Annotated in this window: 21 protein-coding genes; 11 read left to right on the top strand and 10 right to left on the bottom strand. The window is 71.9% G+C overall.

The features are described from left to right. The first annotated feature begins 48 nt into the window (after nt 1-48). The 6 genes from deoC (at nt 49) to HS045_RS06340 (ending at nt 7,947) form a co-directional block, all read left to right on the top strand. Entirely contained in the window at nt 49-1,005 is a 957-nt protein-coding gene (gene deoC, locus HS045_RS06365; RefSeq protein WP_196450200.1) for a deoxyribose-phosphate aldolase, read from the top strand. A 4-nt stretch (nt 1,006-1,009) separates the two neighbouring features. Further along, a complete protein-coding gene (locus HS045_RS06360) occupies nt 1,010-2,434 on the top strand; it encodes an aldehyde dehydrogenase family protein (RefSeq protein ID WP_196450199.1) in 1,425 nt (474 codons plus the stop codon). 191 nt (nt 2,435-2,625) lie between these two features. After that, nucleotides 2,626-3,639 carry an aldehyde dehydrogenase family protein gene (locus tag HS045_RS06355; protein ID WP_196450198.1) on the top strand — a complete coding sequence of 338 codons (1,014 nt, stop codon included), beginning with the start codon at nt 2,626-2,628 and terminating at the stop codon, nt 3,637-3,639. Between the two features lie 335 nt (nt 3,640-3,974). Further along, nucleotides 3,975-5,249: a DUF3696 domain-containing protein gene (locus HS045_RS06350; protein ID WP_196450197.1), complete on the top strand. Its 1,275-nt coding sequence runs from the start codon at nt 3,975-3,977 to the stop codon at nt 5,247-5,249. Continuing rightward, nucleotides 5,239-6,204: a hypothetical protein gene (locus HS045_RS06345; RefSeq protein WP_196450196.1), complete on the top strand. Its 966-nt coding sequence runs from the start codon at nt 5,239-5,241 to the stop codon at nt 6,202-6,204. The genes HS045_RS06350 and HS045_RS06345 overlap by 11 nt, the downstream gene beginning before the upstream one ends. Nucleotides 6,205-6,213: 9 nt before the next feature. Then, complete coding sequence (locus tag HS045_RS06340) at nt 6,214-7,947, top strand: DUF262 domain-containing protein (protein ID WP_196450195.1); 1,734 nt, start codon at nt 6,214-6,216, stop codon at nt 7,945-7,947. A 24-nt stretch (nt 7,948-7,971) separates the two neighbouring features. On the opposite strand, the gene HS045_RS06335 is transcribed toward HS045_RS06340, so the two are convergent. From HS045_RS06335 to HS045_RS06325, 3 genes are read right to left on the bottom strand one after another with little or no spacing between them, the layout of a single operon-like run. Next, complete coding sequence (locus tag HS045_RS06335) at nt 7,972-9,405, bottom strand: amidase (RefSeq protein WP_196450194.1); 1,434 nt, start codon at nt 9,403-9,405, stop codon at nt 7,972-7,974. 47 nt (nt 9,406-9,452) lie between these two features. Next, complete coding sequence (locus HS045_RS06330) at nt 9,453-9,635, bottom strand: hypothetical protein (protein ID WP_196450193.1); 183 nt, start codon at nt 9,633-9,635, stop codon at nt 9,453-9,455. A gap of 2 nt (nt 9,636-9,637) precedes the next feature. Further along, nucleotides 9,638-10,501: an SPFH domain-containing protein gene (locus HS045_RS06325; protein WP_196450192.1), complete on the bottom strand. Its 864-nt coding sequence runs from the start codon at nt 10,499-10,501 to the stop codon at nt 9,638-9,640. Nucleotides 10,502-10,680: 179 nt separating this feature from the next. On the opposite strand from HS045_RS06325, the gene HS045_RS06320 reads away from it, so the two are divergent. Beyond that, entirely contained in the window at nt 10,681-11,382 is a 702-nt protein-coding gene (locus HS045_RS06320) for a hypothetical protein (protein WP_196450191.1), read from the top strand. A 67-nt stretch (nt 11,383-11,449) separates the two neighbouring features. Here the strand turns inward: HS045_RS06320 and HS045_RS06315 are convergent, their stop codons facing one another. The 5 genes from HS045_RS06315 to HS045_RS35790 form a co-directional block, all read right to left on the bottom strand. Beyond that, the gene (locus HS045_RS06315) at nt 11,450-14,425 is read right to left on the bottom strand and encodes an ATP-dependent RNA helicase (protein ID WP_196450190.1); all 2,976 of its coding nucleotides are present in this window, start codon (nt 14,423-14,425) and stop codon (nt 11,450-11,452) included. A 98-nt stretch (nt 14,426-14,523) separates the two neighbouring features. Next, entirely contained in the window at nt 14,524-15,360 is an 837-nt protein-coding gene (locus HS045_RS06310; protein ID WP_196450189.1) for an undecaprenyl-diphosphate phosphatase, read from the bottom strand. Between the two features lie 171 nt (nt 15,361-15,531). Continuing rightward, nucleotides 15,532-15,948, bottom strand: coding sequence for a CBS domain-containing protein (locus HS045_RS06305; protein ID WP_196450188.1), 417 nt, complete (start codon nt 15,946-15,948; stop codon nt 15,532-15,534). Nucleotides 15,949-16,181: 233 nt separating this feature from the next. After that, nucleotides 16,182-17,705: a M28 family peptidase gene (locus tag HS045_RS06300; protein ID WP_196450187.1), complete on the bottom strand. Its 1,524-nt coding sequence runs from the start codon at nt 17,703-17,705 to the stop codon at nt 16,182-16,184. Nucleotides 17,706-17,952: 247 nt separating this feature from the next. Next, the gene (locus tag HS045_RS35790) at nt 17,953-19,497 is read right to left on the bottom strand and encodes a M28 family peptidase (protein WP_307827396.1); all 1,545 of its coding nucleotides are present in this window, start codon (nt 19,495-19,497) and stop codon (nt 17,953-17,955) included. A 311-nt stretch (nt 19,498-19,808) separates the two neighbouring features. On the opposite strand from HS045_RS35790, the gene HS045_RS06290 reads away from it, so the two are divergent. Beyond that, the gene (locus HS045_RS06290) at nt 19,809-20,000 is read left to right on the top strand and encodes a PspC domain-containing protein (RefSeq protein WP_196450185.1); all 192 of its coding nucleotides are present in this window, start codon (nt 19,809-19,811) and stop codon (nt 19,998-20,000) included. Nucleotides 20,001-20,013: 13 nt separating this feature from the next. Continuing rightward, entirely contained in the window at nt 20,014-20,649 is a 636-nt protein-coding gene (gene lipB, locus HS045_RS06285) for a lipoyl(octanoyl) transferase LipB (protein WP_196450184.1), read from the top strand. 130 nt (nt 20,650-20,779) lie between these two features. On the opposite strand, the gene HS045_RS06280 is transcribed toward lipB, so the two are convergent. Both HS045_RS06280 and HS045_RS06275 read right to left on the bottom strand, forming a co-directional pair. Further along, on the bottom strand, nt 20,780-22,321 hold the full coding sequence (locus HS045_RS06280; RefSeq protein ID WP_196450183.1) for an amino acid permease: 1,542 nt from the start codon (nt 22,319-22,321) through the stop codon (nt 20,780-20,782). Then, nucleotides 22,318-23,268, bottom strand: coding sequence for a phosphotransferase (locus HS045_RS06275; protein ID WP_196450182.1), 951 nt, complete (start codon nt 23,266-23,268; stop codon nt 22,318-22,320). Before HS045_RS06275 ends, HS045_RS06280 begins: the two co-directional genes overlap by 4 nt. A 73-nt stretch (nt 23,269-23,341) precedes the next feature. On the opposite strand from HS045_RS06275, the gene HS045_RS36040 reads away from it, so the two are divergent. Together HS045_RS36040 and HS045_RS06265 are read left to right on the top strand one after the other, a co-directional pair. Further along, the gene (locus HS045_RS36040) at nt 23,342-26,011 is read left to right on the top strand and encodes an FAD-dependent oxidoreductase (RefSeq protein ID WP_196450181.1); all 2,670 of its coding nucleotides are present in this window, start codon (nt 23,342-23,344) and stop codon (nt 26,009-26,011) included. Nucleotides 26,012-26,247: 236 nt separating this feature from the next. Further along, complete coding sequence (locus HS045_RS06265; protein ID WP_196450180.1) at nt 26,248-26,874, top strand: TetR/AcrR family transcriptional regulator; 627 nt, start codon at nt 26,248-26,250, stop codon at nt 26,872-26,874. Nucleotides 26,875-26,993 lie beyond the last annotated feature (119 nt).

The following is a 26,993-nucleotide window of genomic DNA, read 5'->3' as shown; positions in this document are numbered from 1 at the left end:
CAGTTTGGAACTGAACACACGAGTCGGCATGCTGGTGTGGTGTCAACCATGACTACTCCGCTCGCTGACGTGGCCTCGTCCGACGCCACGCTGCGAGCCTTCCTGCACGGCCTGCCCGGTGTCGACCGGGTGGGCGCGGACCAGCGAGCCGCGATGCTCGGTACCCGGTCGGTCAAGGCGACCGCCAAGGCGGAGGCCGTCGACCTGGCCATCCGCATGGTGGACCTGACGACCCTGGAGGGCGCGGACACGCCCGGCAAGGTCCGCGCGATGTGCGCCAAGGCCGTCCACCCCGATCCGAGCGACCCGTCCGTGCCCAAGGTGGCCGCGGTCTGCGTCTACCCCGACCTGGTCGCCCTGGCGGTGGACGCGCTCGCGGGCTCCGGCGTGAAGGTGGCCAGCGTCGCCACCGCGTTCCCGAGCGGGCGTTCGTCGCTGGACGTCAAGGTCGCCGACACCGCGCTCGCGGTGGCCGCCGGCGCCGACGAGATCGACATGGTCATCGACCGGGGCGCGTTCCTGTCGGGCGACTACGCGAAGGTCTTCGAGGAGATCGCCGCGATCAAGGCCGCCTGCGCCCGTCCCGGGGACGGGCACGACGCGCACCTCAAGGTGATCCTGGAGACCGGCGAGCTCGCGACCTACGACAATGTACGGCGGGCGTCCTGGCTGGCGATGCTGGCCGGCGCCGACTTCATCAAGACCTCCACGGGCAAGGTCCAGCCCGCCGCGACGCCCCCGGTCACGCTGATCATGCTGGAGGCGGTCCGGGACTTCCTGGCGGCGACCGGCCGCAAGGTGGGCGTGAAGCCCGCGGGCGGCATCCGGACCACCAAGGACGCGATCAAGATGCTCGTCCTGGTCAACGAGACCGTCGGCGAGGGCTGGCTGGACCCCGACTGGTTCCGCCTGGGCGCCTCCACCCTGCTCAACGACCTGCTGATGCAGCGCCAGAAGATGGCGACCGGCCGGTACGCGGGCCCCGACTACTTCACCCTGGACTGAGGCGATGTTCGAATACGCACCGGCACCCGAGTCCCGCGACGTCGTCGACCTCCAGCCGTCCTACGGCCTGTTCATCGACGGCGAGTTCACCGACGGGTCGGGCGCCCCGTTCAAGACGATCAACCCGGCGACCGAGGAGACCCTGGCCGAGGTGGCCACGGCCTCCGAGGCCGACGTGGACCGCGCCGTCCGGGCCGCGCGCAGGGCGTTCGGCACCTGGTCGGCGATGCCCGGCTCCGAGCGGGCCAAGTACCTGTTCCGGATCGCCCGCATCATCCAGGAGCGCTCGCGCGAGCTGGCGGTGCTGGAGACGCTGGACAACGGCAAGCCGATCCGCGAGGCGCGCGACGTGGACCTGCCGCTGGTCGCCGCGCACTTCTTCTACCACGCCGGCTGGGCCGACAAGCTCGACCACGCCGGTTACGGACCGGACCCCCGGCCGCTGGGCGTGGCCGGCCAGGTCATCCCGTGGAACTTCCCGCTGCTCATGCTCTCCTGGAAGATCGCTCCGGCGCTGGCCTGCGGCAACACGGTGGTGCTCAAGCCCGCCGAGACGACGCCGCTGACCGCCCTGCTCTTCGCGGAGATCTGCCGGCAGGCCGAGCTGCCGCCCGGTGTGGTGAACATCGTCACCGGCGCCGGTGAGACCGGCGCGGCCGTGGTGAACCACCCGGACGTGGACAAGGTCGCCTTCACCGGCTCCACCGAGGTCGGCCGCCTCATCGCGCGGGGCGTCGCGGGGTCGGGCAAGAAGGTCACCCTGGAGCTGGGCGGCAAGGCCGCCAACATCATCTTCGACGACGCCGCGATCGACCAGGCCGTCGAGGGCGTCGTCGACGGCATCTTCTTCAACCAGGGCCACGTCTGCTGCGCGGGCTCCCGGCTGCTGGTGCAGGAGTCGATCGCCGACGAGCTGCTGGAGGCGCTCAAGCGCCGCCTGAGCAGGCTCCGGATCGGCGACCCGCTGGACAAGAACACCGACATCGGCGCGATCAACTCCGCCGAGCAGCTCGCCCGGGTCCGCGAGCTGTCCGCCGTCGGCGAGGCCGAGGGCGCCGAGCGCTGGTCCCCGGCCTGCGAGCTCCCGGACCGGGGTTTCTGGTTCCCGCCGACGATCTTCACCAATGTCGCCCAGTCGCACCGGATCGCCCGGGACGAGGTCTTCGGCCCCGTTCTGGCCATGCTGACCTTCCGCACCCCGGCCGAGGCCGTGGAGAAGGCCAACAACACCCCGTACGGCCTGTCGGCCGGCGTGTGGACGGAGAAGGGCTCGCGCATCCTGTGGATGGCCGAGCGGCTCCGCGCGGGCGTGGTGTGGGCCAACACCTTCAACAAGTTCGACCCCGCCTCGCCGTTCGGCGGCTACAAGGAGTCCGGCTACGGCCGGGAGGGCGGGCGGCACGGGCTGGAGGCGTACCTCGATGTGTGAGTACCGGAGGTCGGGACGCGGCGGCCCCAGGGCCCGCCGCTCCCAGAGCACCCGAGGCCACGGGTTCGCCCGCGCGGGCCGTCCGGCGCTGCGGGGCTGGTTCGCCCACCGGTGCGGGGTCAGCCGCTGCGGACAGGTCTTCGTGCCGGTACGGCTGGCACAGCAGCAGAGCACGTGGAGAGGGCGCGGAAATGACTGACGCGGAGCAGCCGGGCACGGCACGGGCGGACGAGGCGCCGAGCGGGCGCCGGTCCAGCGCGCAGGGCCGGGCGGAGAAGCCCGGGGCCGGGAAGCGCAGGATCGAGGACGCAGGGAAGGCGGGGCCCGGCGGGCGCTCGCAGGAGTCCGCGCGGCTGGCCGCGCGGCTGGCCGTGCGCAAGACGTACAAGCTGTACATCGGCGGGGCGTTCCCGCGGTCGGAGAGCGGAAGGTCCTACGCCGTGGCCTCCTCTGAGGGCGAGTTCCTGGCCAACGCCTCCAAGGCCTCCCGCAAGGACGCCCGGGACGCGGTCGTCGCGGCCCGCAAGGCCTTCGGCGGCTGGTCGGGCGCGACGGCCTACAACCGGGGGCAGATCCTCTACCGGATCGCCGAGATGCTGGAGAGCCGCCGGGCGCAGTTCGCCGCGGAGCTGGCCGACACCGGCGCCGAACGGCCCGGCGAGGTCGTGGACGCGGCGGTCGACCGGCTGGTCTGGTACGCCGGGTGGTCGGACAAGATCGCCTCGGTGGCGGGGGCGGCCAACCCGGTCGCCGGGCCGTACCTCAACCTCTCCTCGCCGGAGCCGACCGGCGTGGTCGCGGTGGTCGCGCCGGACGAGCCGCTGCTGGGACTGGTCTCGGTGATCGCCCCGGTGATCGTGACCGGCAACACGTGCGTGGTGGTCGCCAGTGAGCGGGCGCCGCTGCCGTCGATCACGCTGGCCGAGGTGCTCGCCACCTCGGACCTGCCCGGCGGCGTGGTGAACGTCCTCACCGGCTCGGTGAAGGAGCTCGCCCCCTGGCTGGCCGCGCACATGGACGTCAACGCCGTCGACCTCACCGGCGTGGCCGACGCTGACCTGGCGGCGGAGTGCGAGCGGGCCGCCGCGGAGAACCTCAAGCGGGTGCTCCGCCCGTCCGTCCCGGACTGGTCGGCCGACCCCGGCGTCCGCCGGATGACGGCCTTCCTGGAGACCAAGACGGTCTGGCACCCGACGGGCGTCTGACCGCGCGGAGTCGAGCCCCTTCCCGCAGAGCCGGATCCCGGTCAAGAGATCCATGTATCCCTTGACCGGGCTTCTGGCCCCAACAGATCGGCGCGACGCGTGGCCACGTTGTCGGCCTGCGGTGAGGGCCTCCGGGCAACGTCCGTCTTCGATCGCCGGTCGAGGTCATCGAAGAGAAGCGCGGAGCCCTCACCGGACCGGCTTGCGTGCTCATGCCCTCCCGAAGCTCCACGGCAAGACACCGGGGCCGACGGAGACCGTCCTTCGCCGAGGCGGGCTTTGAGCAATTGTCGCAAGGTCGATGCCGATCACTTTGATCAGGCTAGAGTTACCTCATGGGTCTGCTGCGTATGGCGGTTGAGAACTATCGCTGCTTCAAAGAGCGACAGGAGATCGAGCTCCGTCCCATCACGATCATCCTCGGCAAGAACAACTCCGGGAAAAGCGCGCTGACCCGACTTCCTCTTCTCCTTGAAACCGGAGTTCGCACAGACTCCACTCTTCCTCTCGATTTGGAGGCCCTGGGCGACGATCCTCCTGATTATCTGGACCTCGTCTACGGCCGGAATGTGCATCGAGCGCTCAGATTCGAGTTCGTGGTTGGCGGGCCGGGCAGGGCGATCGAGATCAAAGCGACCATCCAGAATATCGCCGAGCGGCAGATACAGTTCGTCAGGGAGCTGAGAGTGGCCGACGGCGGGCGTTCTCTGCGGCTGGAGTGGCTTGCGGAAGACGCCGGACGCTCCTATTCGATGACCTTGAGAAGCCGACCGCCCGTTGAGATGAAAATTCGTTTTCGCGGTCTGATCCCCGTGGTAACGGATAGATCGGGAACGGATCCCGACCACATCGACTGGCTCGCTGGCCTTGAATACGATGTGCGGCGGTGCTTCGGGGAGATCCAGTATCTGAGCGCCTACCGGCAGCGGCCTTCTCGCCTCATCCGGTTGCCGTCCCGCATCGCAGCGGACGTCGGGTCGGTGGGTGAGAACGCGGCGGGCATGCTGGTGAACGACCATGTTCGGGGCGAACGTGTTCTCCTGGATCAGGTGAACCGGCTTCTCGGGGACAGCCTGGCAGGCTGGCGGCTTGAGATCGAGCAGCAGGGACCGATGTACGCGGTCAACCTCCGGTCGCTTACCAATCCGGAACTCAGCGTGAACCTCCTCGATTCGGGCACCGGAGTCGCACAGGTTTTGCCCCTGCTTGTGCAGCGGGCGTACGACACGGTCAACAGGAAGGCTCTCCGGCAAGGCACACTGCATGTGATCGAGGAGCCCGAACTGCACCTGCATCCAGCATTCCATGCGTTGCTGGCGGATCTGTTCATCGCTGGAGCGCAGCAGCAGACGGGCCGCTTCCTGATCGAGACCCATAGTGAGACCATGTTGCTCAGGATCCGCCGCCGTATCGCAGAAGGGCGGATTCCACCAGACGACGTGGCTGTCTACTTCGTGGACCACGACGCGGGCTCGTCATGGGTGCGGCGTATCGGAATAGACCGTCTCGGGAATCTCGACTACTGGCCCAGCGGAGTCTTCTCGGAGGATTTCGAAGAGACGAAGAAACTGGCCGAGGCGCAGTTCGCCCGAGAGTGCCATGAGGGTTGAGATCGGAGGTGACGCCTTCACCGAAGACGGGTTCGGCCTGATCGTCACGCTGATGCAGCATTTCGTTGAGAGCCGTCACATCTGGGTGGTCGATCCAGGTCAGCTTGATCTGGTGGACGGCTACTTCCGAGATCATGCGCCGAAGAGGTCCCAGACCTATGGGCTGCTGGCCCGGAAGGGTCTGGTAAGCCAGGCCTGGACGGGTACCGCGGGGTCCAGGCCGCGTACGGTCACGATCACTGGTGAGAGCTTGGCCGATCACGTGTGGGATCTCGGTAAGTCGGCGCGGTTCGTCGTGGAGAACCAGGAGGGCGACAGGGCCTTCGTTCTTGCTCTCGCCCATGTCTTCGATGCGGACGGGATCGTGGAAGCGTGCGCGAAGGGATGGCTGGAGTTCGTTCAAGGCGGCGGTAGCGGCGAGGTCCCCAAAGTCGTGAAGAACGAGGGGTCCTCCTTCCGCAGGGTGAAGCGCGTGGCTTTTCTGCTCGACAGCGATCGTCTGACGCCCGGCGCACCGTCGAAACACGACTCCGCAGTGGAGAAACTGTCCGAGTCTGGCCTCGCTGGACATGTATTACGTTTTCGAGAGGCGGAAAACTATGTGCCGAACCGAGTCTTGGCCGCAGCGGCCGGGCGCAGAGGCGAACTCGCTTCGAGGATCGATTGCTTGAAGTCGCTCAATCCGGATCAGCGTGCTCACTTTGATTTCAAGAACGGTTTCTCTGATCGGAGGAATAAATGCGTGAGCATTCCCGACGTTCAGAGAGAGCTTTACGGTCAGCTTTCGGAGCAGATGAAGATCGGTTTGCGAAACGGATTCGGTGAAGGTCTCACCCTGCTCCTCGAGCGGGAGGCGAAAGCGGGTAACATCGACGAGTCTGATTTCTCCGCCCTCGGTCCGGCCGTATGCCAGGAGTTACGAGAACTGCTCGCACTGATACGAGAAATTATTTAGGGAAAAGGTATGCCCGACAGGCAGGACGAGCGTGGACTGGATGGTCCCGAAGAGTATGCGGCAACCGGGGGGGAAATCGGCGTACGGCCTGACGTCAACCTTCTGGAGACTTTTCTTGACGATGTGCAGAAGGGGCATCTACGCGTTCCGAAATTCCAGCGGCCTTTCGTCTGGCGGCCTGATCAGATGCTGGACCTGTTCGACAGCATCGAGCGCGGTTACCCGATCGGCAGCATGCTTCTGTGGGACACGCCTGCGGGCCTCGAAAGCCTCGGGCATGTCGGCGGCCTGCGTATACCTGATGCGACGCCCGGAAAGAGCATCACATACATCCTTGATGGCCATCAGCGCTTGTCGACCCTGTACGCATGCCTCTATCGGCCTGACGCCGATCTGATGGACGATCCCGCCGCTTGGATCTGGCGTGTCTACCGAGTCCTCGGCGAAGGCGATTCCCGTGCCAATCGCTATGTCCATTGGCGGAAACCGGGACCACCGCCTGCGAACTACCTGCCGGTGCGATCGGTGCTCCGGACCCTTGATTTTCTCGCCTACGCCCGAAGCCTGGCAAAGAACATGGCCAACAGCCCCCACTACGACGAGCTGATCGAAGAAGGCGAGCAGGTCGCCCAGCGGATCAAGTCGTACAAGGTCTCCGTGGTCACCCTCCTCGGAGGGAGCCTGAAGCAGGCTGTCGAAGTATTCTCGCGGGTGAACAGCAAGGGGCAGTCCATGAGCCCCGATCAGATGGTCTCCGCACTGACCTACAAGGGGCAGGGTGAGGAAAGTCTCGCCAACAGTATCGCCGCGATCCTGGAACGGATCGCCGGTGAGGGGTTTGGGGAGATCAATTCGACGACGGGGTTCCGTGCGGTGCTGGCCGTCGCCGGAGAAGAGGAAGTGACAGGTGCGCACTGGGACGTGCTGGCCAGACGGGTGGAGGGCAAGGTCTCCCAGGCGGTTCAGGATATGGACGTCGCCCTTTCCTCGGCGGTCGGATTTCTTCGTCACCGGGTCGGAGTTCCGCTTGCGCGCCTGATCCCCTATAATAATCAGCTCATGCTGCTCACGTTGTTCTTCCATCTGTGCCCGCATCCCTCCAATGAGCAGATCGATGTATTGATCCGGTGGTTCTGGATCACCTCGTGGGCAGGGCAGTTCGCCAGTGTGAACTCGACCACGAGCAGGCAGTCCATCCAGGACATGCGAGCGTTCGCCACCGGGGAGAAGAACCTCTCTCATTTCGAGGGCGGGCAGGGCATGTTCGACTTCTCCGACCAGCGGGCTCGCCCCTACCCGGACAGGTTCGACCTCCGCAGCGCACGCGTCCGTGCCTATCTGCTGTGGGAGCTCAGAGAGTTCCCCGTCCGATACACCTCAAAAGGCCGTCCCTATGAGGCGATCGACGCTATCCGGAACCTTGATACGGCGGCCTTCCGAAGGGTTTCGAACAAGGTCGGCCTGGTCAACGGATCGAACCCTGCCAACCGCGTGATACTGGAAACCAGTTCTGGCGTCACCGCACGGTCATATCTGCTCGACGCGCGCACTTCGTCCTCGGACGGCGGAAGTGATCTCGGCATCTCCGATGAGGCATTCGCGCGGCTGGCGGACGGGGACGACGAGGCCTTCATCGGGCTTCGGGCGGCCGAGCTGGCCCGACGAGAACGGATCTTCATCGAATCCATGGGGGCTGTCGTTCCTCCCGTATCCATGGGAAACGCTGAGATCGACACTGAGTGATCAGTGAACGCGGATCGGTTTGAATCATTGGCGCTTGTTCGGATCCAGGGCGCTGCCAGGTACGGCGTGGCGGGGCCATGGGTGGGCGGCCTCGATCTGGGCGGCCAGGGTGAGCAGCTGGGCCTCGCCTCCGGGGGCGGCGACGAGCTGCACGCCGATGGGCAGGCCGGTGGAGTGCCTGTCGTACGGGACGGTCATGGCGGGCCAGCCGGCCAGGTTCCAGGCGGCGGTGGCGGGGGCGTAGGTCAGGTTGGCGCGGGCGTTGGCCAGCAGGCCGCGTTCGCCCCAGCGGGCGGCGGGCGGCGGGACCGCGGCGAGTGCCGGGGTGACGAGCACGTCGGCGTTGCCGAACCACTGGTCGGCGCCGTGGGCCCGCCAGCGGTCGCGTCCCGCGGCTCCGTCCAGGCCGAACCGGCCGAGGAGCCTGCCGGCGCGGGCCAGGGCCCTCGTGCGCCGTTCCAGCCGGCGGCGGTCGAGGCCGGCGGTGTCCTCGCGGGCGCACGCGAACCAGGTGGCCACCGCCGCGGAGCCGAGCCAGACGGGCAGCCGGGCGCCGTGCTCCACGACCGTGTGCCCGGCCGCGCCGAGGGTGCGGGCGGCGTCGGTCACCGCCCGCTGGAACTCCTCGTCCACCGCGAACCCCGGCGGAAGCGGCCGCGGCGCGACGGCGACCCGGAGCCGCACCGGCTCGGACGGGAGCAGGCCGCCCGGATAGTCGTCGATCGTCTCCCCCACCCGCAGGGACTCGGTCCGGTCGGGCGTGGCCAGGGACATGTCGCCGGCCATCACGGCGAGGGCGAGGGCGAGGTCGGCCACCGTCGTGGCGAGCGGGCCGTTCTCCGACAGGGCGTGCCAGTCGTGCTCCGGCGGCGGGACCAGTCCGTGGCCGGGCTTGATCGTGACGAGGCCGCAGCAGGCCGCCGGGATGCGCAGCGAGCCGAGCCCGTCGTTGCCGTGGGCCAGCGGGACCATCCCCGCCGCCACGGCCGCGGCGCTCCCGCCCGACGAGCCGCCGGGGGTGCGGGCGGGGTCCCAGGGGTTGCGCGCCGTGCCGTACACGCTGTCGGAGAACCCGGCCAGGCAGAGCTCCGGCACGTTGGTGATCCCGACGACCACCGCGCCCGCCGCGCGGAGCCGGGCCACCACGGGATGGTCCTCGCGCGCGGGGGCGCCGGAGGTGGCGGCCGAGCCGTTGCGGAGCGTCTCGCCGCGGACCGCGACGTTGTCCTTGACCGCCACGGGCACCCCGGCCAGCGGCAGCTCCGCCAGGTCCCCGCGCTCCTGGACGGCGTGCGCCTCGGCGAGCGCGGCCTCGGCCCGGACCGTGCGGAACGCCCCGATGCGCCCGTCGCGTTCGGCGATGGCGTCGAGGTGCTCCCCGACGACCCGCGGGGCCGTGGCCTTCCCCTGCCGCACGGCCTCCGCGATCTCCGCTGCGGATCTCCCCACCCACGACATACACCGAGTGTGGTCCTGCGGGCACTCCGAGGGAAGCGCCCTATGTCTCAATCGGGTGACTTGTCGGCCTCCGGCTCCCTGCGCGGCTCGCGGCCCGCCTCCTTGAGCGCCCGGCGCAGGGCGTACTCGATCTGGGCGTTGATGCTGCGCAGGTCGTCGGCCGCCCATCGGGCGATCGCCTCGTAGACGGCCGGATCGAGTCGGAGCAAGAGCTTCTTGCGCTCGGGCATGCTCAGGAGTAGAGGCTGCCGGCGTTGACCACCGGCTGGGTCGCCCGGTCGCCGCACAGGACGACCAGGAGGTTGGAGACCATCTGCGCCTTGCGCTCCTCGTCCAGATCCACCACGCCCTCTTCGGCCAGCTTGTCCAGCGCGAGCCGGACCATGCCCACGGCGCCGGACACGATGTGCGTGCGGGCCGCGACCACCTGGGCGGCCTGCTGGCGGACCAGCATCGCCTGGGCGATCTCCGGAGCATAGGCGAGATGGGTGATCCGCGCCTCCAGGACCTCGACACCGGCGAGCTCGGTGCGCTCGCGCAGCTCGGTGGTGAGCTCCCCGGCGACCTCGGCGCCGTCGCGCAGACTGGTCCGGCCCTCCTCGTGGGCGTCGTAGGGGTGGCTGGTGGCCAGGTGGCGGACGGCCGCCTCGGACTGGATCGCGACGTACTCCTCGTAGTCGTCGACGGAGAAGGCCGCCTTGGCGGTGTCGGTGACCTTGTAGACGACGACCGCGGCGATCTCGACCGGGTTGCCGTCGGCGTCGTTGACCTTGAGCTTGGCCGTCTCGAAGTTGCGCACCCTCAGGGTGACGTGCTGCTTGGTGGTGAACGGCAGGACCCACTGGAAGCCCGTGTCCTTCACCGTGCCGACGTAGCGGCCGAGGAACTGCACGACCTTCGCCTCGTTGGGGTTGACCACGGTGAACCCGCTGAGCAGGACGAGCGCGGCCAGGCCCCACGGGCCTGCGGTGCCCAGCAGCGCCACGACCGAGTCGGTCCAGCCGGCCGCGACCACGACCGCCGCCAGGGCCGCGCCCAGCACCAGCAGGCCGACCAGGACGAGGAAGCCGTTGATCCGGAATGCGCGTCGTTCCATGAATCCCACCTCTGCTATCGGGGGTCTATCGAAGTGATATCACCACGATAGCCCATCGGGCGGTGGTGCGCGCAAGCCGTACGGCGGGCTGTGGTGCGCGGGCCGTACGGCGGGCGGCCTCGCGGGTCGGGCGCGGGCCTGCAAGTGAGTCCCAAGTGCGCCCCGGCACACTGGGCGGCATGTGGTTCCTCGATCGCACGGCACGCCAGCTACGACGTCATCCCGCCCTGCTCACCCACCGGCCCCCGGAGCCGGCCCGGCTGGAGCGCCTGCTCCGCCAGTACGACCCCGGCCTGACGTCGTCGGGGGACTGGTTCGTCGTGCGCGGGACCAGGGTCCGCTGGGCCGAGCTCACCGAGGACCTCGCCGCCAGGGCGCGCGTGCCCGCCGACCGGCGCGGGGCGATCATCGCCTGCGGCGGCGGGCACCGGACCGCGGGGACCTTCCTGCTGAACGGCCTGGCCAGCCGTCTGGGCGGGGCGCTGCACCCGCCGGAGGAGCACGACGACCATGTGGACGTCGAGGTGAACCTGGGCGGGCGGGCCGCGCTCGACTGCGAGGAGGTGGCCCACCTGGTGCGCCCGGTCCTCGGTGCGCGGGCCGTCGACCACGACCACGACCTGGGCCTGTGCCGGGTCGGCGGCGAAGGCGACCGCCTCCAGGTGCACTACAGCCGTCCCGAGCCGGACTGGACGGACGACACCGACCATCTGGTCGACCTGGAGCTGCGCCCCGACGGCCCGGACGACCCGGAGCTGGAACGCCTCTACCAGGCCGCCGTGGCCCTCGCCGCGGCCCTCGGCGGCACCATCCGCTCCAGGGACATGCCCGTCACCCGGTTCGAGGACATCGTCCCCACCCGGGACCGCCTGCCCGCCTGACGGGCCGCCTGACGGGCCGCCTGACGGGCCGCCTGACGGGCCGGCGGCACGGGGTCGTCGCCGGGGGTCAGCGGCGCGGGTTGGTGCGGCGGGTGGCGGCGGCGGACAGCGGATCCTCGGGCCAGGGGTGCCGGGGGTAGCGGCCCCGCAGCTCGGCGCGGACCGCGCGGTAGCCCTCGCGCCAGAACGACGCCAGGTCCGAGGTGACCGCCGCCGGGCGGCCCGCCGGGGAGAGCAGGTGCACCACCAGGGGGACCCCGGCGATCCGCGGGGCGTCGTCCCAGCCGAACAGCTCCTGCAGCTTGGCGGCGAGGACCGGCCGTTCGCCGGAGTAGTCGATCCTGACCCGCGACCCGCTCGGCACCTCGATCCGCTCGGGGGCCGTCGCGTCCAGGCGGGCGCTCCACGGGACCAGCCGGTGCAGGGCCGCGGCCGTGTCGAGGCGCTCCAGGTCGGCGCGGCGGCGGGCGCGGGACAGCTCGGGCTCCAGCCAGAGGCCGGCGGCCTCGACCAGCGCGGCGTCGTCCACGGCGGGCCAGGGGTCGCCGAGCGCGCGCCGGCAGAAGGCCAGGCGTTCGCGCAGGGCGACGGCCTCGGGCGTCCAGCGCAGGAGCGACGGGCCCTCGGTGCGCAGGCCGTCCAGGAGGGCGGGCCGGACGTCGGCGTCGCGCAGGGGGATCGAGGAGAGCTCGACGGCGCCGAGGCGCTCGACGCGGCGGGCCGTGACGTCCCCCTTCCGCTCTCCCGGCGGGACCCGCCAGGCGACCTCGTCCGCGACGGAGTACAGGGGCGCGGCGGCGGATCGGGCGGTCTCCTCGTCGATCACGACGGCCTGCCGGATCCGGGCCGCCGCCGAGCCCGCCGGCCGGTCCGCGACCGCGACCGCGAGCCACTCCGCGCTGCCGAGCCGGGAGCCCGCGGGCAGCTCCGCGGCGGTCCCGGAGGCCATCAGGTAGGCCCCGCCCCGCCGTCGGGCCACCCGCTCGGGGTAGGCCAGCGCCACCACCCGCCCGGCGGTCTCGTCGTCGGTGCGCTCCCCGGTCCGGCCGCCGGGCGGCCTTCCGGGGTCCGCCCCGCTCCGTCGCGTCCGCTCCGGGGCCGTGCCTCCCGCCCCGCTCCGTCGCGTCCGCTCCGGGGCCGTGCCTCCCGCCCCGCTCCGTCGCGTCCGCTCCGGGGGCGTGCCCGGGCCTCCCGCCCCGCCCCCGGCGCGGCTCTCTCCCGGTACGGCGCGGGCCAGGCGCCCGGCCTCCCGGCGCCAGCGGGCGGAGAACCCGTCGCCGCCCCGGCGGGCCGCGCGCCAGACCGCCACCAGGTCGTCGCCCGCGTCGCGGGGGAGCTGCTCGGACAGCAGCGCGACGACCTCGGCGGCCCGGTCGCCGCCGTCGAGGAGGGCTCTGGCGAGCCGCGGGTGGACGCCGGCCGCGGCCATCCGCCGGCCCCGGTCGGTGACGCGGGCCCCGGAGAGGACGGGGAGGCCCGTCGTTCTCGTGTCGGCTGCGGTGCCGGGGGTGTCCGTGGTGCTCGGCGTGTTCGGGGCGCTTCCGGTGCTCAGGGTGTTCAGGGCGCCGGAGGCGTTCGGGGCGTCCGGCGTCACCAGGGCGCCGAGGGCGCGCAGGGTGCGGTGCGCGGCCTCCAGTGCGGCGGGCGGCGGCGGGTCGAGCAGGGCCAGGCCCTCCGCCGACGGGTCGCCCCAGCAGGCGGCGTGCAGGGCGAAGCCGGTCAGGTCGGCGAGGGCGATCTCGGGCCGGGCGTGCTCGGGGAGGCGGTCGTGCTCGGCGGAGGACCAGCACCGGTAGACGACGCCGGGGGCCTCCCGCCCCGCCCGCCCGGCCCGCTGCTCGGCGGAGGCCCGGGAGACGCGGACGGTGGTGAGCGAGCCGAGGCCGCGGGCGTGGTCGGTGCGGGGCTCGCGGGCCAGCCCGGAGTCGACCACGATCCGGACGCCGGGCACGGTGAGGCTCGACTCGGCGACGGAGGTCGCCAGGACCACGCGCCGGGCGCCGCCGGGGGCGGGGGAGAGGACCTCGTCCTGGACGCGGGCCGGAGCCTGGCCGTGGACCTGGAGGATCCGCAGGCCGCCGGGACGGTCCGGGCCGCCGGTCTCCGCCGGGCCGCCGGGATCGGGGCGGCCGGTCTCCGCCGAGCCGCCGGGACGGTCGAGGTCGGTTTCCGCCGGGCCGCCGGGACGGTCGAGGTCGGCGAGCATCCCGGCGACGCGGCCGATCTCGCCGACCCCCGGCAGGAAGCACAGCACGTCCCCGTCGTGCTCGGCGAGCGCCCGCCGGACGACGTCGGCGACGTGGGCCAGGAAGGCGGGGTCGACGCGCAGGCCGTGCGGCGGGGCGACCGGCCGGGTGGGCGGGGCCCAGACCGGGGTGACGGGGTGCGCGGTCCCGGAGGCGCGGACGACCGGTGCCGCGGAGAGGGCGGCGGTCCCGGTGGCGAGCAGGCGGGCCCAGGGGCCGGCGTCGGCGGTGGCGGAGGCGGCGAGGATCCGAAGGTCGGGACGGAGGGCCGCGCGCACGTCGAGGAGGAAGGCCAGGGCGGTGTCGGCGTCCAGGTGGCGTTCGTGGCACTCGTCGAGCAGGACCGTCTGCACGCCGTCCAGCTCGGGATCGCGCTGGAGGCGCTGGAGGAGGACGCCGGTGGTGACGACCTCGACGACGGTGCCCGGGCCCGTCCGGCGCTCACCCCGGACCGAGAAGCCCACCTCGGCGCCGACCTCCGAGCCCAGCAGCCAGGCCATGCGCCGGGCCGCCGCCCGCACCGCCATCCGGCGCGGTTCGGCCACGACCACCCGTTTCGGGGCCGAGCCGTCGAGGAGCCCGGCGAGGGCGAGCGGGACGAGGGTGGTCTTGCCGGTGCCGGGAGGCGCGACGAGCACGGCGGCGCCGTGGGCGTCCAGGGCCGCGCGCAGTTCGGGCAGGGCGTGCCGGACCGGCAGGGCGGACCACGCGGCGCGGAGCCCGCCGGAGCCGTCCGGCCGCCGGGACGGGGGCTCTCCCGCGCGCGCCCGATCGGCCTTCCCCGTCACGTCCCCCATTCAACCCGCTCATCCGACCGCTCGTTCCACCCGGCGGTTCCAGGCGCCCGTTCGCCCGTTCGCCCGCGCGGTCCGGCGAGCCGGAGCCGGGCGGACGGTCACTGACCGGCGGAGGGGTCCAGGACGCCGAGGCTCACCAGGGCGATGATCGCCACGCCGAGGACCACCCGGTAGATCACGAAGCCGGTGAAGCGGTGGGTGCTGATGTACTTCAGGAACCAGGAGACCGCCGCGTAGCCGACCGCGAACGAGATCACGGTCGCCAGGATGGTCGGCCCCCAGGCGGGGGCCTGCTCCCCGCCGATGTCGAACAGCTTCAGCACGCCCGCGCCCAGGACGGCGGGGATGGCCAGCAGGAAGGAGTACTTCGCGGCCTCCTCGCGGCGGTAGTCGAGCAGCAGGCCCGCGGTGATCGTGCCGCCGGAGCGGGAGACGCCCGGGATCAGCGCGAGGGACTGGGCGAGGCCGTAGACGATGGAGTGGGTGAAGCTGAGGTGCCGCTCCAGGGTGAGCTTGTCGCGGGCCTTGCGGTCGGCGAGCCAGAGGACCAGGCCGAAGACGATCAGCGTGGTGCCGATCAGGCGCAGGTCCCGGAAGATCGTGTCGATCTTCTCCTCGAAGAGGAGGCCCAGGACGAGGATCGGGAGCGTGCCGACGATCACGTACCAGCCCATCCGGGCGGCGTGGTGCGTGCGCAGCGCGGGTGTCCACAGGGCCCGGGTCCAGGTGGAGATGATCTCCCAGATGTCCTTGCGGAAGTAGATGAGCACCGCGGCCTCGGTGCCGAGCTGGATCACCGCGGTGAAGGCGGCGCCCGGATCCTCCCAGCCGAGGAACGCGGAGACGACCCGGATGTGGGCGCTGGAGGAGATGGGCAGGAACTCCGTCAGTCCCTGGAGCAGTCCGAGGACCACCGCTTCGAACCAGCCGATCAACGTTGATGCCTTCCGTGCCGCGCCTGCGTGACCTAGGCGAGGTTAGCGGAGGCATGGTACGGCTGTGACTCGGCCATGGGGATGAGATGGGGTGATATCGATCATCCGGTACGGGGACCGCAACGGCCGGGGCCGCGGACGGGCGGTCCCGGCCGGAGGCCGCCGGCGGCGTCAGCGGTTGCCCTTCGCCGCGGAGATGTCGGCCAGAGCCGAGTCGGAGTCGCGGTCGATCGCCAGGTCTCCGATGCTCACGATGCCGACGGCGTGGTCGTTCTCGACCACCGGCACCCGCCGGATCGCCTTGTCGCGCATCAGCTGCACGACCTGCTCGATGCCGGTGTCGGGCCCGACCGTCGTGAGCTCCTCGCTGCACGCCTCCCGGACCGGGGTGTCGGGACCCTTGCCCTGGGCCACGACGCGGACGGTGATGTCGCGGTCGGTCACGATCCCGCTGACATGGCCGTCATCGGTGAGGATCACCGCGCCGGTGTCCTCGCTGACCATCAGCTGAGCCGCGGCGGATACGGGCCGGCTCGCGTCGAGGGTCGCCGGATCGGCCGTCATCACATCGGCCACCGTCTTGCTCATGGGGTCCTCCTCTGCTCGCGTTGCCGGATTCCCTGTTCCACATGAAAGGGTCCGTTCCGTCTGGAGGGTGCCCGCGAGATGAGGGGACGAATCGGGATATATGCCCTCTTTGAGATTAAAAAGACCTGTCAGGGCATGGAAGAGATGTGCTGCCCGCCGGTGTGCGGCGGTCGCCGGGCGGCGGAGATCTCCACCCGCCGCCCGGCGACCGTGTCGCGCACCGGCGGGATCCCCTACGGCCGGACGACCGCGACGTCGTCGACCCCGGCCTCCACCAGGGAGGCGCCCGAGGCGTCGGCCGCCTCGATCAGGATCCGGACGGTCTGCCCGGCGAAGGCGGAGACGTCGGCCTCCGCGGAGCTCCACGCGCCGTCGCGGTCGGCCGCCGCGCCGAGCTGCTGGAACACCTGGGTCGTCCCGGACGGGCCGACGACCTTCACCCGCAGGTGGTCGGCGCTGGAGGAGTTGGAGCCGTGCGCCAGGTACCAGGAGAAGCGGAGCCTGAGCGCTCCGCCCGCCGGCAGGGCGATCTCCGGTGACCGGATGCTCGTGACGCCGCCGTCGATGTCGTAGGCGCCGGCCGAGGAGCCCGCCAGGCGGCCGGTGACCAGGTCGTTGACGCCGCTGACCGCGGTGCCGGGCTGCTTGGTCCCGCTGGAGGAGGTGGCCTCCGGGTCGCCGCGTTCCCACTGGCCCGAGGTGGCGGTGTCGGTGCCGGACGGGTTCACGGTCCAGCCGGTCGCCGTCTCGAAGGTGTCCTGCCAGACGGCCTGCGGCGGGACGGCCGTGGCGATCGTCCACACGGCGTGGGCGATCGCGTCGGCGTTGCGGTCCAGCGCGGTGTCGTCGATGTTGGTGAGCGTGTCGCAGGACCGGTGGTAGCAGGGGTCGAAGGCGCGGCCCGCCGTACCGCCCCACAGGGAGGCCTGGGCGCTGGTCTTGACGCCCTCGGCGCCGGTGAACGTGCCTCCGGCGGGGATGCCGACGGCGATGAACGGGCCGTAGTCGGAGCGGCCGTCGAAGTCGGTGCCCCGGGTCGGCACGCCGATCGAGGTGAAGTAGTCCTGGAGCGTCCGCTCCAGCTGGGCGGAGCCCGCCGGGCCGGGGCCCGAGCCGGTGCCGTCGGAGTTGTCGCCGTCGTAGACGAAGTAACCGGCGTTGGGCGAGCCGACCATGTCGAAGTTCAGGTAGCCCTTGATCTTCGCGCGCTCGGTGGCCGGGAGGTTGTTCACGTAGTACTGCGAGCCGCGCAGGCCCAGCTCCTCGGCGCCCCACCAGGCGAAGCGCAGGTGCTTGGCCGGGGTGAGACCCTGGCGGGCGACCTCCAGGGCGGTCTCCAGGATGGCGGCGCTGCCGGAGCCGTTGTCGTTGATGCCGGGGCCGGAGGTCACGCTGTCGAGGTGCGCGCCGACCATGAGGACGTCGTTCGGGTCGCCGCCCGGCCAGTCGGCGATGACGTTGTAGCCGGTCGCGCCGCTGTAGGTGAACGGCTGCAGGGTGGTGGTGAACCCGGCGGCGTCCAGCAGGCCCTTGACGTAGTCGGCCGAGGCCCGGTAGCCGGGGCGGCCGTGGGCGCGGTTGCCGCCGTTGGCGGTCGCGATGGACTGGAGCTGGGACAGGTGGGCCTTCACGGCCGCGAGGGGGATGTCGGGCGGGGCCGCCGCCGACGCGGTGGAGGCCAGGGGGGTGAGTGCCGGCGGGACGGCCAGGATCGCCGCCATCCCGATGGCCCGGCCGATGGTTCGCAGGGTGCGCATCGTGCTCCTCGGGTCGGAGGTGGAAGGGGTCCCCGAGCGGCGCGCACCCCGGGGTGGGGGTGCGCGCCGTACAGCATGGTGGTGCGCGCGGCGGGGCGCGGACGCCCTGCCCCGGCCAGGCCCGTGAACCGTCCCGGCCGGTCATCCGGGGCGGTGCGCGGCCCCGGCGGGTCATCCGGGGCGGTGCGCGGCCCCGGCCGGTCGCCCGGGGCGGTGCGCGGCCCGGCCGCGGACCGCCCCGGGAGGGTCACTTGGCGGGCTCGACGTGCTTGCCGTCCTTGCCGTGCGCGTGCGCGTGCGCGGCGGGGGCGGCGGCGGACTTCGCCGACGCGGCGGCGTCCCGGTCGGGGATGGTGGACAGGTCGTAGGCGTAGAAGGCGGTCGCGTAGGCGACGGCCTTGGAGTTGCGCTCCAGCGCGGCGGCGTTGATGTTGGTGATGCCGTCGCAGGCCGCGTGGTAGCAGGGGTCGTACGGCGCGCCGGCGGTGCCGCCGAACTTCGCCGCCTGCTCCTCGGTCTTGACGCCCTCGGCGCCGGTGAAGACGCCGCCGGAGGGGATGCCGTTGGCGATGAACGGGCCGTAGTCGGAGCGGCCGTCGAAGTCGGTGCCCTCGAAGCCCAGACCGCGCTTGGCGTAGTACTTCTCGAAGAGCTTCTCGATCTCGGCGGAGCCCGCCGGGCCCGCGCCCGCGCCCTCGGCGTCGGAGTCGTCGCCGTCGTAGAGGAAGGTGACGTCGTTCGGGGAGGCGACCATGTCGAAGTTCAGGTAGAGCCGGATCTTGTCCTTCTCCGCCGCCGACAGGCCCGCGACGTACTGCTCGGAGCCGAGCAGGCCGAGCTCCTCGGCGCCCCAGAAGGCGAAGCGGAGCCGGTGCTTGGTGGGCACCTTGGCCAGCTTCAGCGCGGTCTCCAGGATGGCGGCGCTGCCGGAGCCGTTGTCGTTGATGCCGGCGCCCTCGGGCACTCCGTCCAGGTGGGCGCCGACCATCACGATCTCGCCCCGCTTGCCCCACCGCGAGTCGGCGATGAGGTTCTTGGTCGTGCCGACCGTGGTGGCGGCGTCGACCTTCAGGCGCACGGTGGTGCCGGGGCTGTCGGCCAGGTCGAGGCCGACGGCGGTGCTCGCCATCACGATCGGGAAGCCGAAGCGCCACTCGACGATGTCGAACTCCAGCGGGTCGGTGCGGCCCGGCTGGCCCTCGTTGAAGAAGATCACACCGGCCGCGCCCGCCTCCTTGGCGTTGGTGGCCTTGTCGACGAACGGGCAGGTGCCGCGCTGGATCAGCGCGATCCGGCCGGGCACGAAGCCCGCGAAGTCGGCGTCCTCGCAGCCGGCGGTGGAGGTGTTGGGGGTCGGCGGGGTCGGGATGACCGCGTCGACCACCTGGATCTCCGCGGTGACGTCCCCGCCGGCGGAGGAGTGCACGGTCACGAAGTCGGTGCCGTTGGCGTAGGTCGTGGCCTCGGGCGCGGTCTGCTGCAGGACCGAGGGGGAGAACTCCTCCCACTTGACCGGGAACTCGACGTCGGTGGTCGAGGTCCTGTATCCGGCGCGGCGCAGCTTGTCCTGCACGTAGGCGAGGGAGGCGTCGTAGCCGGGGGTGCCCGCGGCGCGGTTGCCGCCGTTGGCGGTGGCGATCTCCTGGAACCTCTCCAGGTGCTTGTGCACGTTCTTGCCCTTGACCTGGTAGGTCAGGGCGGTGGCGAGGACGTCGGGGACGTCGACCGCGGACGCGCTCGCCGGGGTGGTGAGGGCGAGGGGAAGGGCGAGGGCCGTGGCCAGGGTGGCCACCGTGAGTCCTCGGGCCGTCCCGCGTCGGAATGTCAGGCGCATAACGCTCCTCGGGAGTGTGCGTGGGGGGTCCCACTCCGTACTAGAGCGGAACGTACCGTGATCAATCGCCAACGCCTAGAGGAGCTGACGCGGAGTTGCGCGAATAGTTACAGAATTCGGTTGATATGGGGCTTGGGTGTCATGTCTCTTTCCGGGTTGGGTGTCCGGTGCTCGACCCTGTCAGGGTTTTCTCAGGGATGTCCGGGGAACGGGGGTCTCTCCGTCGCTCGTTCTGAGAGATGAAGACCGACGAACCGGGGAGAGACACCATGCACCGTTCGAGGAACCACAAGATCATCGCTGGCGTCTGCGGTGGGATCGCGGACAGCCTCGGCCTGCCGCCCACGCTCGTCCGGGTGCTCTGGCTGCTGCTCTCGCTCATCCCGGGGCCGCTCTGGATCGCCTACGTGGCCCTGTGGATTTTCATGCCGAAGGCGCCGGAGACCGTCTACGGGCGGTAAATAGACTCGGGGCATGAGGCAACGCCCCCTGTCACTGATCCAGGACGACCTGGTCGACTACGAGAAGGCCATGGACCGGATGGCCGAGCTGGTCGGCGAACGGCAGCGCGACGAGCGGCCGGACACGCTCTGGCTGCTCAGCCACCATCCCGTCTACACCATCGGCAGGCGCACGCCGGAGCAGCACCTGCCCGACCCGTCCCGGGGCATCCCCGTGGTGAGCACGGGGCGCGGCGGCCAGCTCACCTACCACGGCCCCGGCCAGCTGGTCGGCTACCTCGTCGTCAAGCTCGGCGAGGGCGAGGGGATCGTCGACTACGTGCGCGAGGTCGAGCTCCGGCTCGTCCGCGCGCTGGAGGCCCTGGGGGTCCCGGCGGAGCGGCGGGACACCCCGCCCGGCTCCGAACTGCTCACCGGGGTCTGGACGCGCACGACCGGGCGGAAGATCGTCTCGATCGGCATGCGCCAGAGCCGGGGCGTCACCAGCCACGGGTTCGCCCTCAACGTCGACGGCGACCTGACCCCGTGGAACTGGGCGGTGCCCTGCGGCATGCCCGAGGTGGAGATGACCTCGCTGGCCAACGAGGGCGTGGCGACCGCGATGGACGGCGTGCGCACCGAGGTGGCGGCGGCCTTCGAGGCGCGCTGACCTCCGGCGGGCCTTCCGTGGGCCTTCGAGGCGCGACGGGGGTCCGGTGGGAGCACGGCGGGGGGCCCGGGCGCTCCGGGTCCGGCGGGCCGGGGGAGGGACCCGGCGGGCCCGGAGCGCCCCGGCCGGATCAGGCGACGGGCTCGGGCTCGTCGGTGGTGACGTCGTCGACCGTACGGCGCGGCCCGGTGAACCAGTGCCGGGCCGACAGCGCCCACCACAGGCCCACGCACAGGACCATGACGCCCACCACGATGGGCGCGTAGTTCACCGCGGTCCAGGTGAAGTCCGCGCTGAACGGCACCGCCTGCGGGACCAGCGGCATGACGAAGTAGACCGAGACGACCGCGATCTCGACGATCGCGATCCAGCACAGCGCCTTGTACCTGCGCCCCAGCGTCCACGGGCCCGGCTCGAACCGGTCGCCCATCCGCAGCCGGAGCCAGATCGGGATCAGGAACGCCAGGTAGAGCCCGATGACCGCGACCGAGACGACCGCGTAGAACGCGAGCGGCAGGCCGTTCGGCGCCTCGTAGAGCGCGGGCAGGGTCAGGAGCAGGGCCAGTACGCAGCCGAAGACGATCGCGTTGACCGGCGTCCGGTTGGCGTCGACCCTCGACCAGAGCCGCCAGCCGGGGATCGCGCCGTCCCGGGAGAACGCGTAGGTCATCCGGGACATCGAGGTCACGCAGCTCATGCCGCAGAAGAACTGGCCGACGGTGGAGATCGCGAAGACCGCGGTGGCCAGGTTGCCGGGGAGCGCCGAGTCGAAGATCGCCCCCACGAAGCCGCCCGCCGCGTTGACCGCCGGCACGTCGGTGGCCGCGAACAGGAAGGCCAGCAGCACGATCCAGCCGCCGATCGCCGAGTAGAAGATCGACTGCCACAGGCCCCGGGCGGCGGCCGTGGCCGCGCCCTGGGTCTCCTCCGACACGTGCGCGCACGCGTCGAAGCCGGTGATCGTGTACTGGGTCAGCAGGAAGCCGAGCGGGAGCACGTAGAACCAGTAGGAGGTGTCGGAGAAGCCGGAGTTGTTGATCGTCTCGGTGAAGACGAACGCCATCGACTGGTGCGAGTCCGGCCCGAAGACCAGGATCAGCACGACGGCGGCGGCGCCGAACACGTGCCACCACACCGAGACGTTCTGCAGCACCGAGATCAGCCGGTGGCTGTAGACGTTGATCAGCGCGTGCAGCACCAGGACGGCCGCGAACAGGAGGAAGGTGTTGCCGAGCGAGACCTCGAACCCCGGCGCGAACCGGTTGACCGTGATGTTCATGAACGTCGCGCAGCCGTAGTCGACCGAGGCGGTGACCGCGATCAGGCCGATGAGGTTGAACCACCCGGTGAACCAGCCGTGCACCGGCCGGCCCATCTTCGCGGCCCACCAGTAGATGCCGCCGGCGGTCGGGTAGGCCGAGACCAGCTCGGACATGCACAGGCCGATGATCAGGATGAAGACCGAGATCAGCGGCCAGCCCCAGGAGATGGCGACCGGGCCGCCGTTGTTCCAGGCCTGGCCGAAGGTGGTGAAGCAGCCGGCGAGGATGGAGATGATCGAGAAGGAGATGGCGAAGTTGGAGAAGCCGCTCCAGGTCCGGGAGAGCTCCTGCTTGTAGCCGAGTTCGGCGAGTCGCCTCGCGTCCTCGTCCACCGGGGCCGGCTCGGTCATGCAAGCCTCCTTGCGTCGTGCGGGGGGTGGGGGGATCCGGGGCGCGCGCCCCGGACGTCGTCGATCAGCCGTCCGAACCCCGGATCGCCGAGGTCCCGTACGGCCCGCGCGAACTTCACCGCCGCCTCGGCCCCGTAGTCGAAACCGGCGGCGGCGGCCTGCTCGCGCAGCAGCCCGCGGTGCACGGAGAACCAGAGGGTCCAGGTGACGTTCGACATGATCAGGTTGAGCCGGACCCGGGCGGCGAGCCGCGGGCTGTCCTCGCCGAAGTACTCCCGGGCCAGCCGGCGGGTGAGGTCCGGGTCGTACTCCGCCTCGGCGGCGATGTCGCCCAGTTCGAAGGCCGGGTCGCCGTTCCCGGAGAGCTGGTAGTCGACGATCCGCACCTGCTCGCCGCAGCGGATGAGGTTCGCCGGGAGCAGGTCGTTGTGGCAGGGCACGGCCGGCAGCGGGCGTACGGCGAGCGCGCGCTCGATCTCGGCGACGGCCGGGAGCACGTCCTCGTAGCCGCCGGGCGTGCGCAGGCCGTGCCTGCGGCACAGGGCGAGGAACTCCTCCAGCTTGCGGAAGACCGAGAAACCGCCGACGAACGGGGGCCCGGCGTGCAGGCGGCGGCAGGCGGCGGCGATCGGGCCGGGCAGGGCCCGCACGGCCGGGGCGTCCAGCGTGACGCCGTCGAGGTACTCCAGCAGCAGGGCGCCGGGCATGCGGTGCAGGACCCGCGGGCCGACCCCGGCCTCGGCGGCCCGGAGGGTGTTGGCGATCTCGTCGTCGAGCGGGATGCCGAGGCCCGCGGCGGAGACGCGGGGGTCGAGGACCCGCAGCAGCCAGCGCCGCCCGTCGGCGGCGTCCACGCGGGCGATCCGGTGGCTGAGACCGCCCGGCAGGGGCGTCTCGGTGACGGGTTGCCCCGCCCACTCGCGGACGTGCGTGAGAGCGTCTGGCATGCCGCACTCCTTTGGCCTACCTTCAGACCATTGATCCGATTCCGTGGACGAGTCGTTACAGAGGGGGCCGGACGTGGGACACCCCGACTCCGCGAGGGCCGTCGTGATCGGCGGCGGCGTGGCCGGTTGCAGCGTGGCCTACCACCTGGCGAGGCTCGGCTGGACCGAGGTGCTCCTGGTCGAGCGGCACGGGCTCACCGAGGGGACCACCTGGCACTCGGCCGGGTTCGTGGGGCAGCTCCGCTCCACCGTCGCCCAGACGAAGATGATCATGTATTCGGCCGGCCTCTATCCCGAGCTGGCCGAGCTCACCGGGCTGGACCCCGGCTGGCGCGGGGTGGGCGGACTGCGGCTGGCGACCACGCCGGAGCGGGTGGAGGAGTCGCTGCGCCTGGCCGGGGCGGCGGAGACCTACGGGCTGGACGTCGCGGTGCTCTCCGGGGCGGAGGCCGGGGAGCGGCTGCCGCTGCTGGAGACGGCCGACGTGCGGGCCGCGCTCTGGCTGCCGGGTGACGGCTGGCTCGACCCGGCGCTGCTGGCCCGGGCGCTGGCCGCCGGGGCGGAGAAACTGGGTGCGCGGATCCTCACCGGGGTGGAGGTGACCGGGTTCGACATCGAGGACGGCGAGGTCACCGGGGTGCGGCTGTCCCGGACCGTGCGGCCGGGCACGGGCGCGGGGGCGGGCGGGGAGCTCGGCACGGGCACGGCGACGGGCGCGGGGGCGGCTCCCGGGTCCGGGTCCGGGTCCGGGACGGGGTTCAGGACCGAGTCCGAGGAGTGGTCCGTCCGGACCGGGACGGTCGTCATCGCCGCGGGGGCGGCCGGCGGGCGGCTGGGACGGCTGGCCGGGGTGGACATCCCGGTCGTGCCGATCAAGCACCAGTACGTCGTCACCGCGCCGTTCGGGGTCCCCTCCGCGGTTCCCACGGTCCGGGACCCGGACAACATCGTGTACTTCCGCCAGGAGGGCGGGGGGATCCTCGTCGGGGGGTACAGCCGCAGCCCCGGGGTCTGGGACACGCCCGCGCCCCTGGCGGAGCCCCGGACGCTGTTCCCCGCCGACCTGCCGGGATTCCGGGAGTCGTGGGAGTCGGCGGTCCGGCGGGTCCCGGCGCTGGGCCGTACGGAGATCGTGAGGGTCGTGCACGGCCCCGAGGCGTTCACCCCGGACGGCGAGTTCCTGCTCGGCCCGACCCCGGTGCGCGGCCTGTGGGCGGCGGCCGGGTTCTGCGTGCACGGGCTGGCCGCGGCGGGCGGCGTGGGCAAGGTCATGGCCGAGTGGATCACGGACGGCACGCCCGAGTACGACCTGTTCGGCATGGACCTGCGCCGCTTCGGCGGCCACGCCCGGTCGGCCGCCTGGGCGCGGGCCAGGGCCCTGGACGCCTACGCGACGTACTACGACATCGTCTACCCGGGAGAGGACCGCACCGCCGCCCGGCCGCTGCGCCGTTCCCCCGCCTGGATGCGGCACGCGGAGCTGGGCGCCGCGTTCGGCGAGAAGGCGGGCTGGGAGCGGGTCGACTGGTTCGAGTCGAACACCGGGGACGCTCCGCCGGAGGACGGCGCGGAGCTGCGCGGTGCGGGTGGTGCCGGGCCGGGCGGCGCGGGGCGGGACGGTGCGGGTGGTGCCGGGCCGGGCGGCGCGGGTGCGGAGGGCGCGGTCGCGGGCGGTGCCGGGGAGGCCCGCGGGGCGCGGGGGAGGGGGGTCCGGCCGGAGGGGTGGGCCGGGCGGATCTGGTCGCCGGCCGTACGCGCCGAGTGCCTGGCCACGCGGGACGCGGCCGGACTGTTCGACCAGACCTCGTTCGCCAAGCTGGAGGTCTCCGGCCCCGACGCGCTGGAACGGCTCCAGCGGGCCTGCGCCGGGGAACTGGACCGGCCCGTCGGTTCGGTCGTCTACACCCAGGTGCTCAACGCCCGCGGCGGCATCGAGGCCGACCTGACCGTCACCCGCCTGGCCGCCGACCGCTTCCGGCTGGTCACCGGGACCGCCTTCGGCGTGCGCGACGCCGCCTGGCTGCGCGGGCACGGCCTGGACGTGCGCGACGTCACCTCCGCCTACGCCTGCTACTGCCTGTGGGGCCCGCGCGCGCCGGCCGTCCTCGGCGCGCTCTCCCCCGACGACCTGGCCTTCGGCCACCTGCGGGCCCGGGAGATCAGCGTGGGGAGCGTGCCGGTGCTGGCCCAGCGGGTCACGTTCGTCGGCGAGTTCGGCTGGGAGCTGTACTGCCCGTCGGAGTACGGCCTGACGCTCTGGGACGCGCTCCTGCGGGCCGGTGCGCCGTACGGCCTGCGCCCGGGCGGGTACCGGGCGATCGACTCGATGCGCCTGGAGAAGGGCTACCGGGTCTGGGGTCTGGACATCACCCCGGAGACCACCCCACTGGAGGCGGGACTGGGCTTCGCGGTCGCGTGGGACAAGGACTTCCTCGGCCGCGCGGCCCTGTCGCGGGACGCCGAACCCGCGCGGCGGCTGCGCTGCCTGGTCCTCGACGACCCGCGGCAGGTCTGCCTGGGCGGGGAGCCGGTCCGGGTCGGCGGCGAGCCGGCCTCCCGGGTGACGAGCGGCGGATACGGCCACCGGGTGGACCGCTCGATCGCCTACGCCTACCTGCCCGACCGCCCGGCCCCGGGGGAGCGGGTCCAGGTGGGGGTCACCGGGACCTGGGTGGACGCCACCGTGGTCGCCGAGCCGCTCTACGATCCGGCCTCCGAGCGGGTCAGGAGGCCGCCGGGCTGACCCGGCGGCGAGGGCCGCCTCCCCGGGTCGTACGCCGCGGGTTCCCCCGGGTCGTACGCCGCGGGTTCCCTCGGGTCATACGTCGCAGGCTCCTCGTGGCGGCTCGCCGGTCGGCGGGGTTCCGTCCCCTGAGCGGCTCGGCACCCGGGCGGCTCGGCGCCCGGGCGGCTCGGCGCCCGGACCGGAACCGGGTTCCCGAGGGGCAGGCGTCTGGCCGTATGTGTTATTTTCTGGCCATGCGGTCAAAAAATGATCCGGTCGGCCAAGAGGGGCGATCCTTCATCGAGACGGCCCGGCGGGCGCAGATCGTCGCCTGCGCGATCGAGGTGATCGCCGAAGTGGGCTACGCGCAGGCGTCGCTGGCGCTGATCGCCAGGCGGGCCGGGATCAGCAAGGGGGTGATCTCCTACCACTTCAAGGGCAAGGACGAGCTGATCCAGCAGGTGGTCGACGAGGCGTTCGCCCTGGGCGACGCCTTCACGCGCCCGCGGGTCGAGGCCCAGACCACCGCCGCGGCCATGCTCGCCGCCTACATCGAGTCGACCGTCGAGTTCTACCGGACCCATCGGGCCCACATGATCGCCCTGTCGGACATCTGGTCGGCCTTCCGGCACGCCGACGGCAGGCCGAGGCTCGACCTGACCGCCAACGAGCCGGAGGTGTCCTCCGTCGAGGAGATCCTGCGGTTCGGGCAGCTCGCGGGCGAGTTCCGCGAGTTCTCCCCCCGGGTGATGGCCGTCACGGTCAAGCAGGCGGTCGACGGCGTGTTCATCCAGTTGGCGGCCCATCCCGATCTCGACTTCGACGCCTACGCGCGCGAACTCGTCACGACCTTCGACGTCGCGACCCGGAAGGAACGATGATGTCCCCCGAGCCCGGCCCCCGGCTTCCCTCCCCGCCCGACTCCCCGCCCGAGCCCGGTTCCCGGCTCCCCGTCCCGCTCGGCTCCCCGCCCGAGCCCGGTTCCCGGCTCCCCGTCCCG

This window comes from Planomonospora sp. ID82291, from assembly GCF_015711645.1.
Classification (GTDB): domain Bacteria; phylum Actinomycetota; class Actinomycetes; order Streptosporangiales; family Streptosporangiaceae; genus Planomonospora.
The sequence above is the reverse complement of the archived record's forward strand: the minus strand, read 5'-3'. Positions and strand labels throughout refer to the sequence as shown.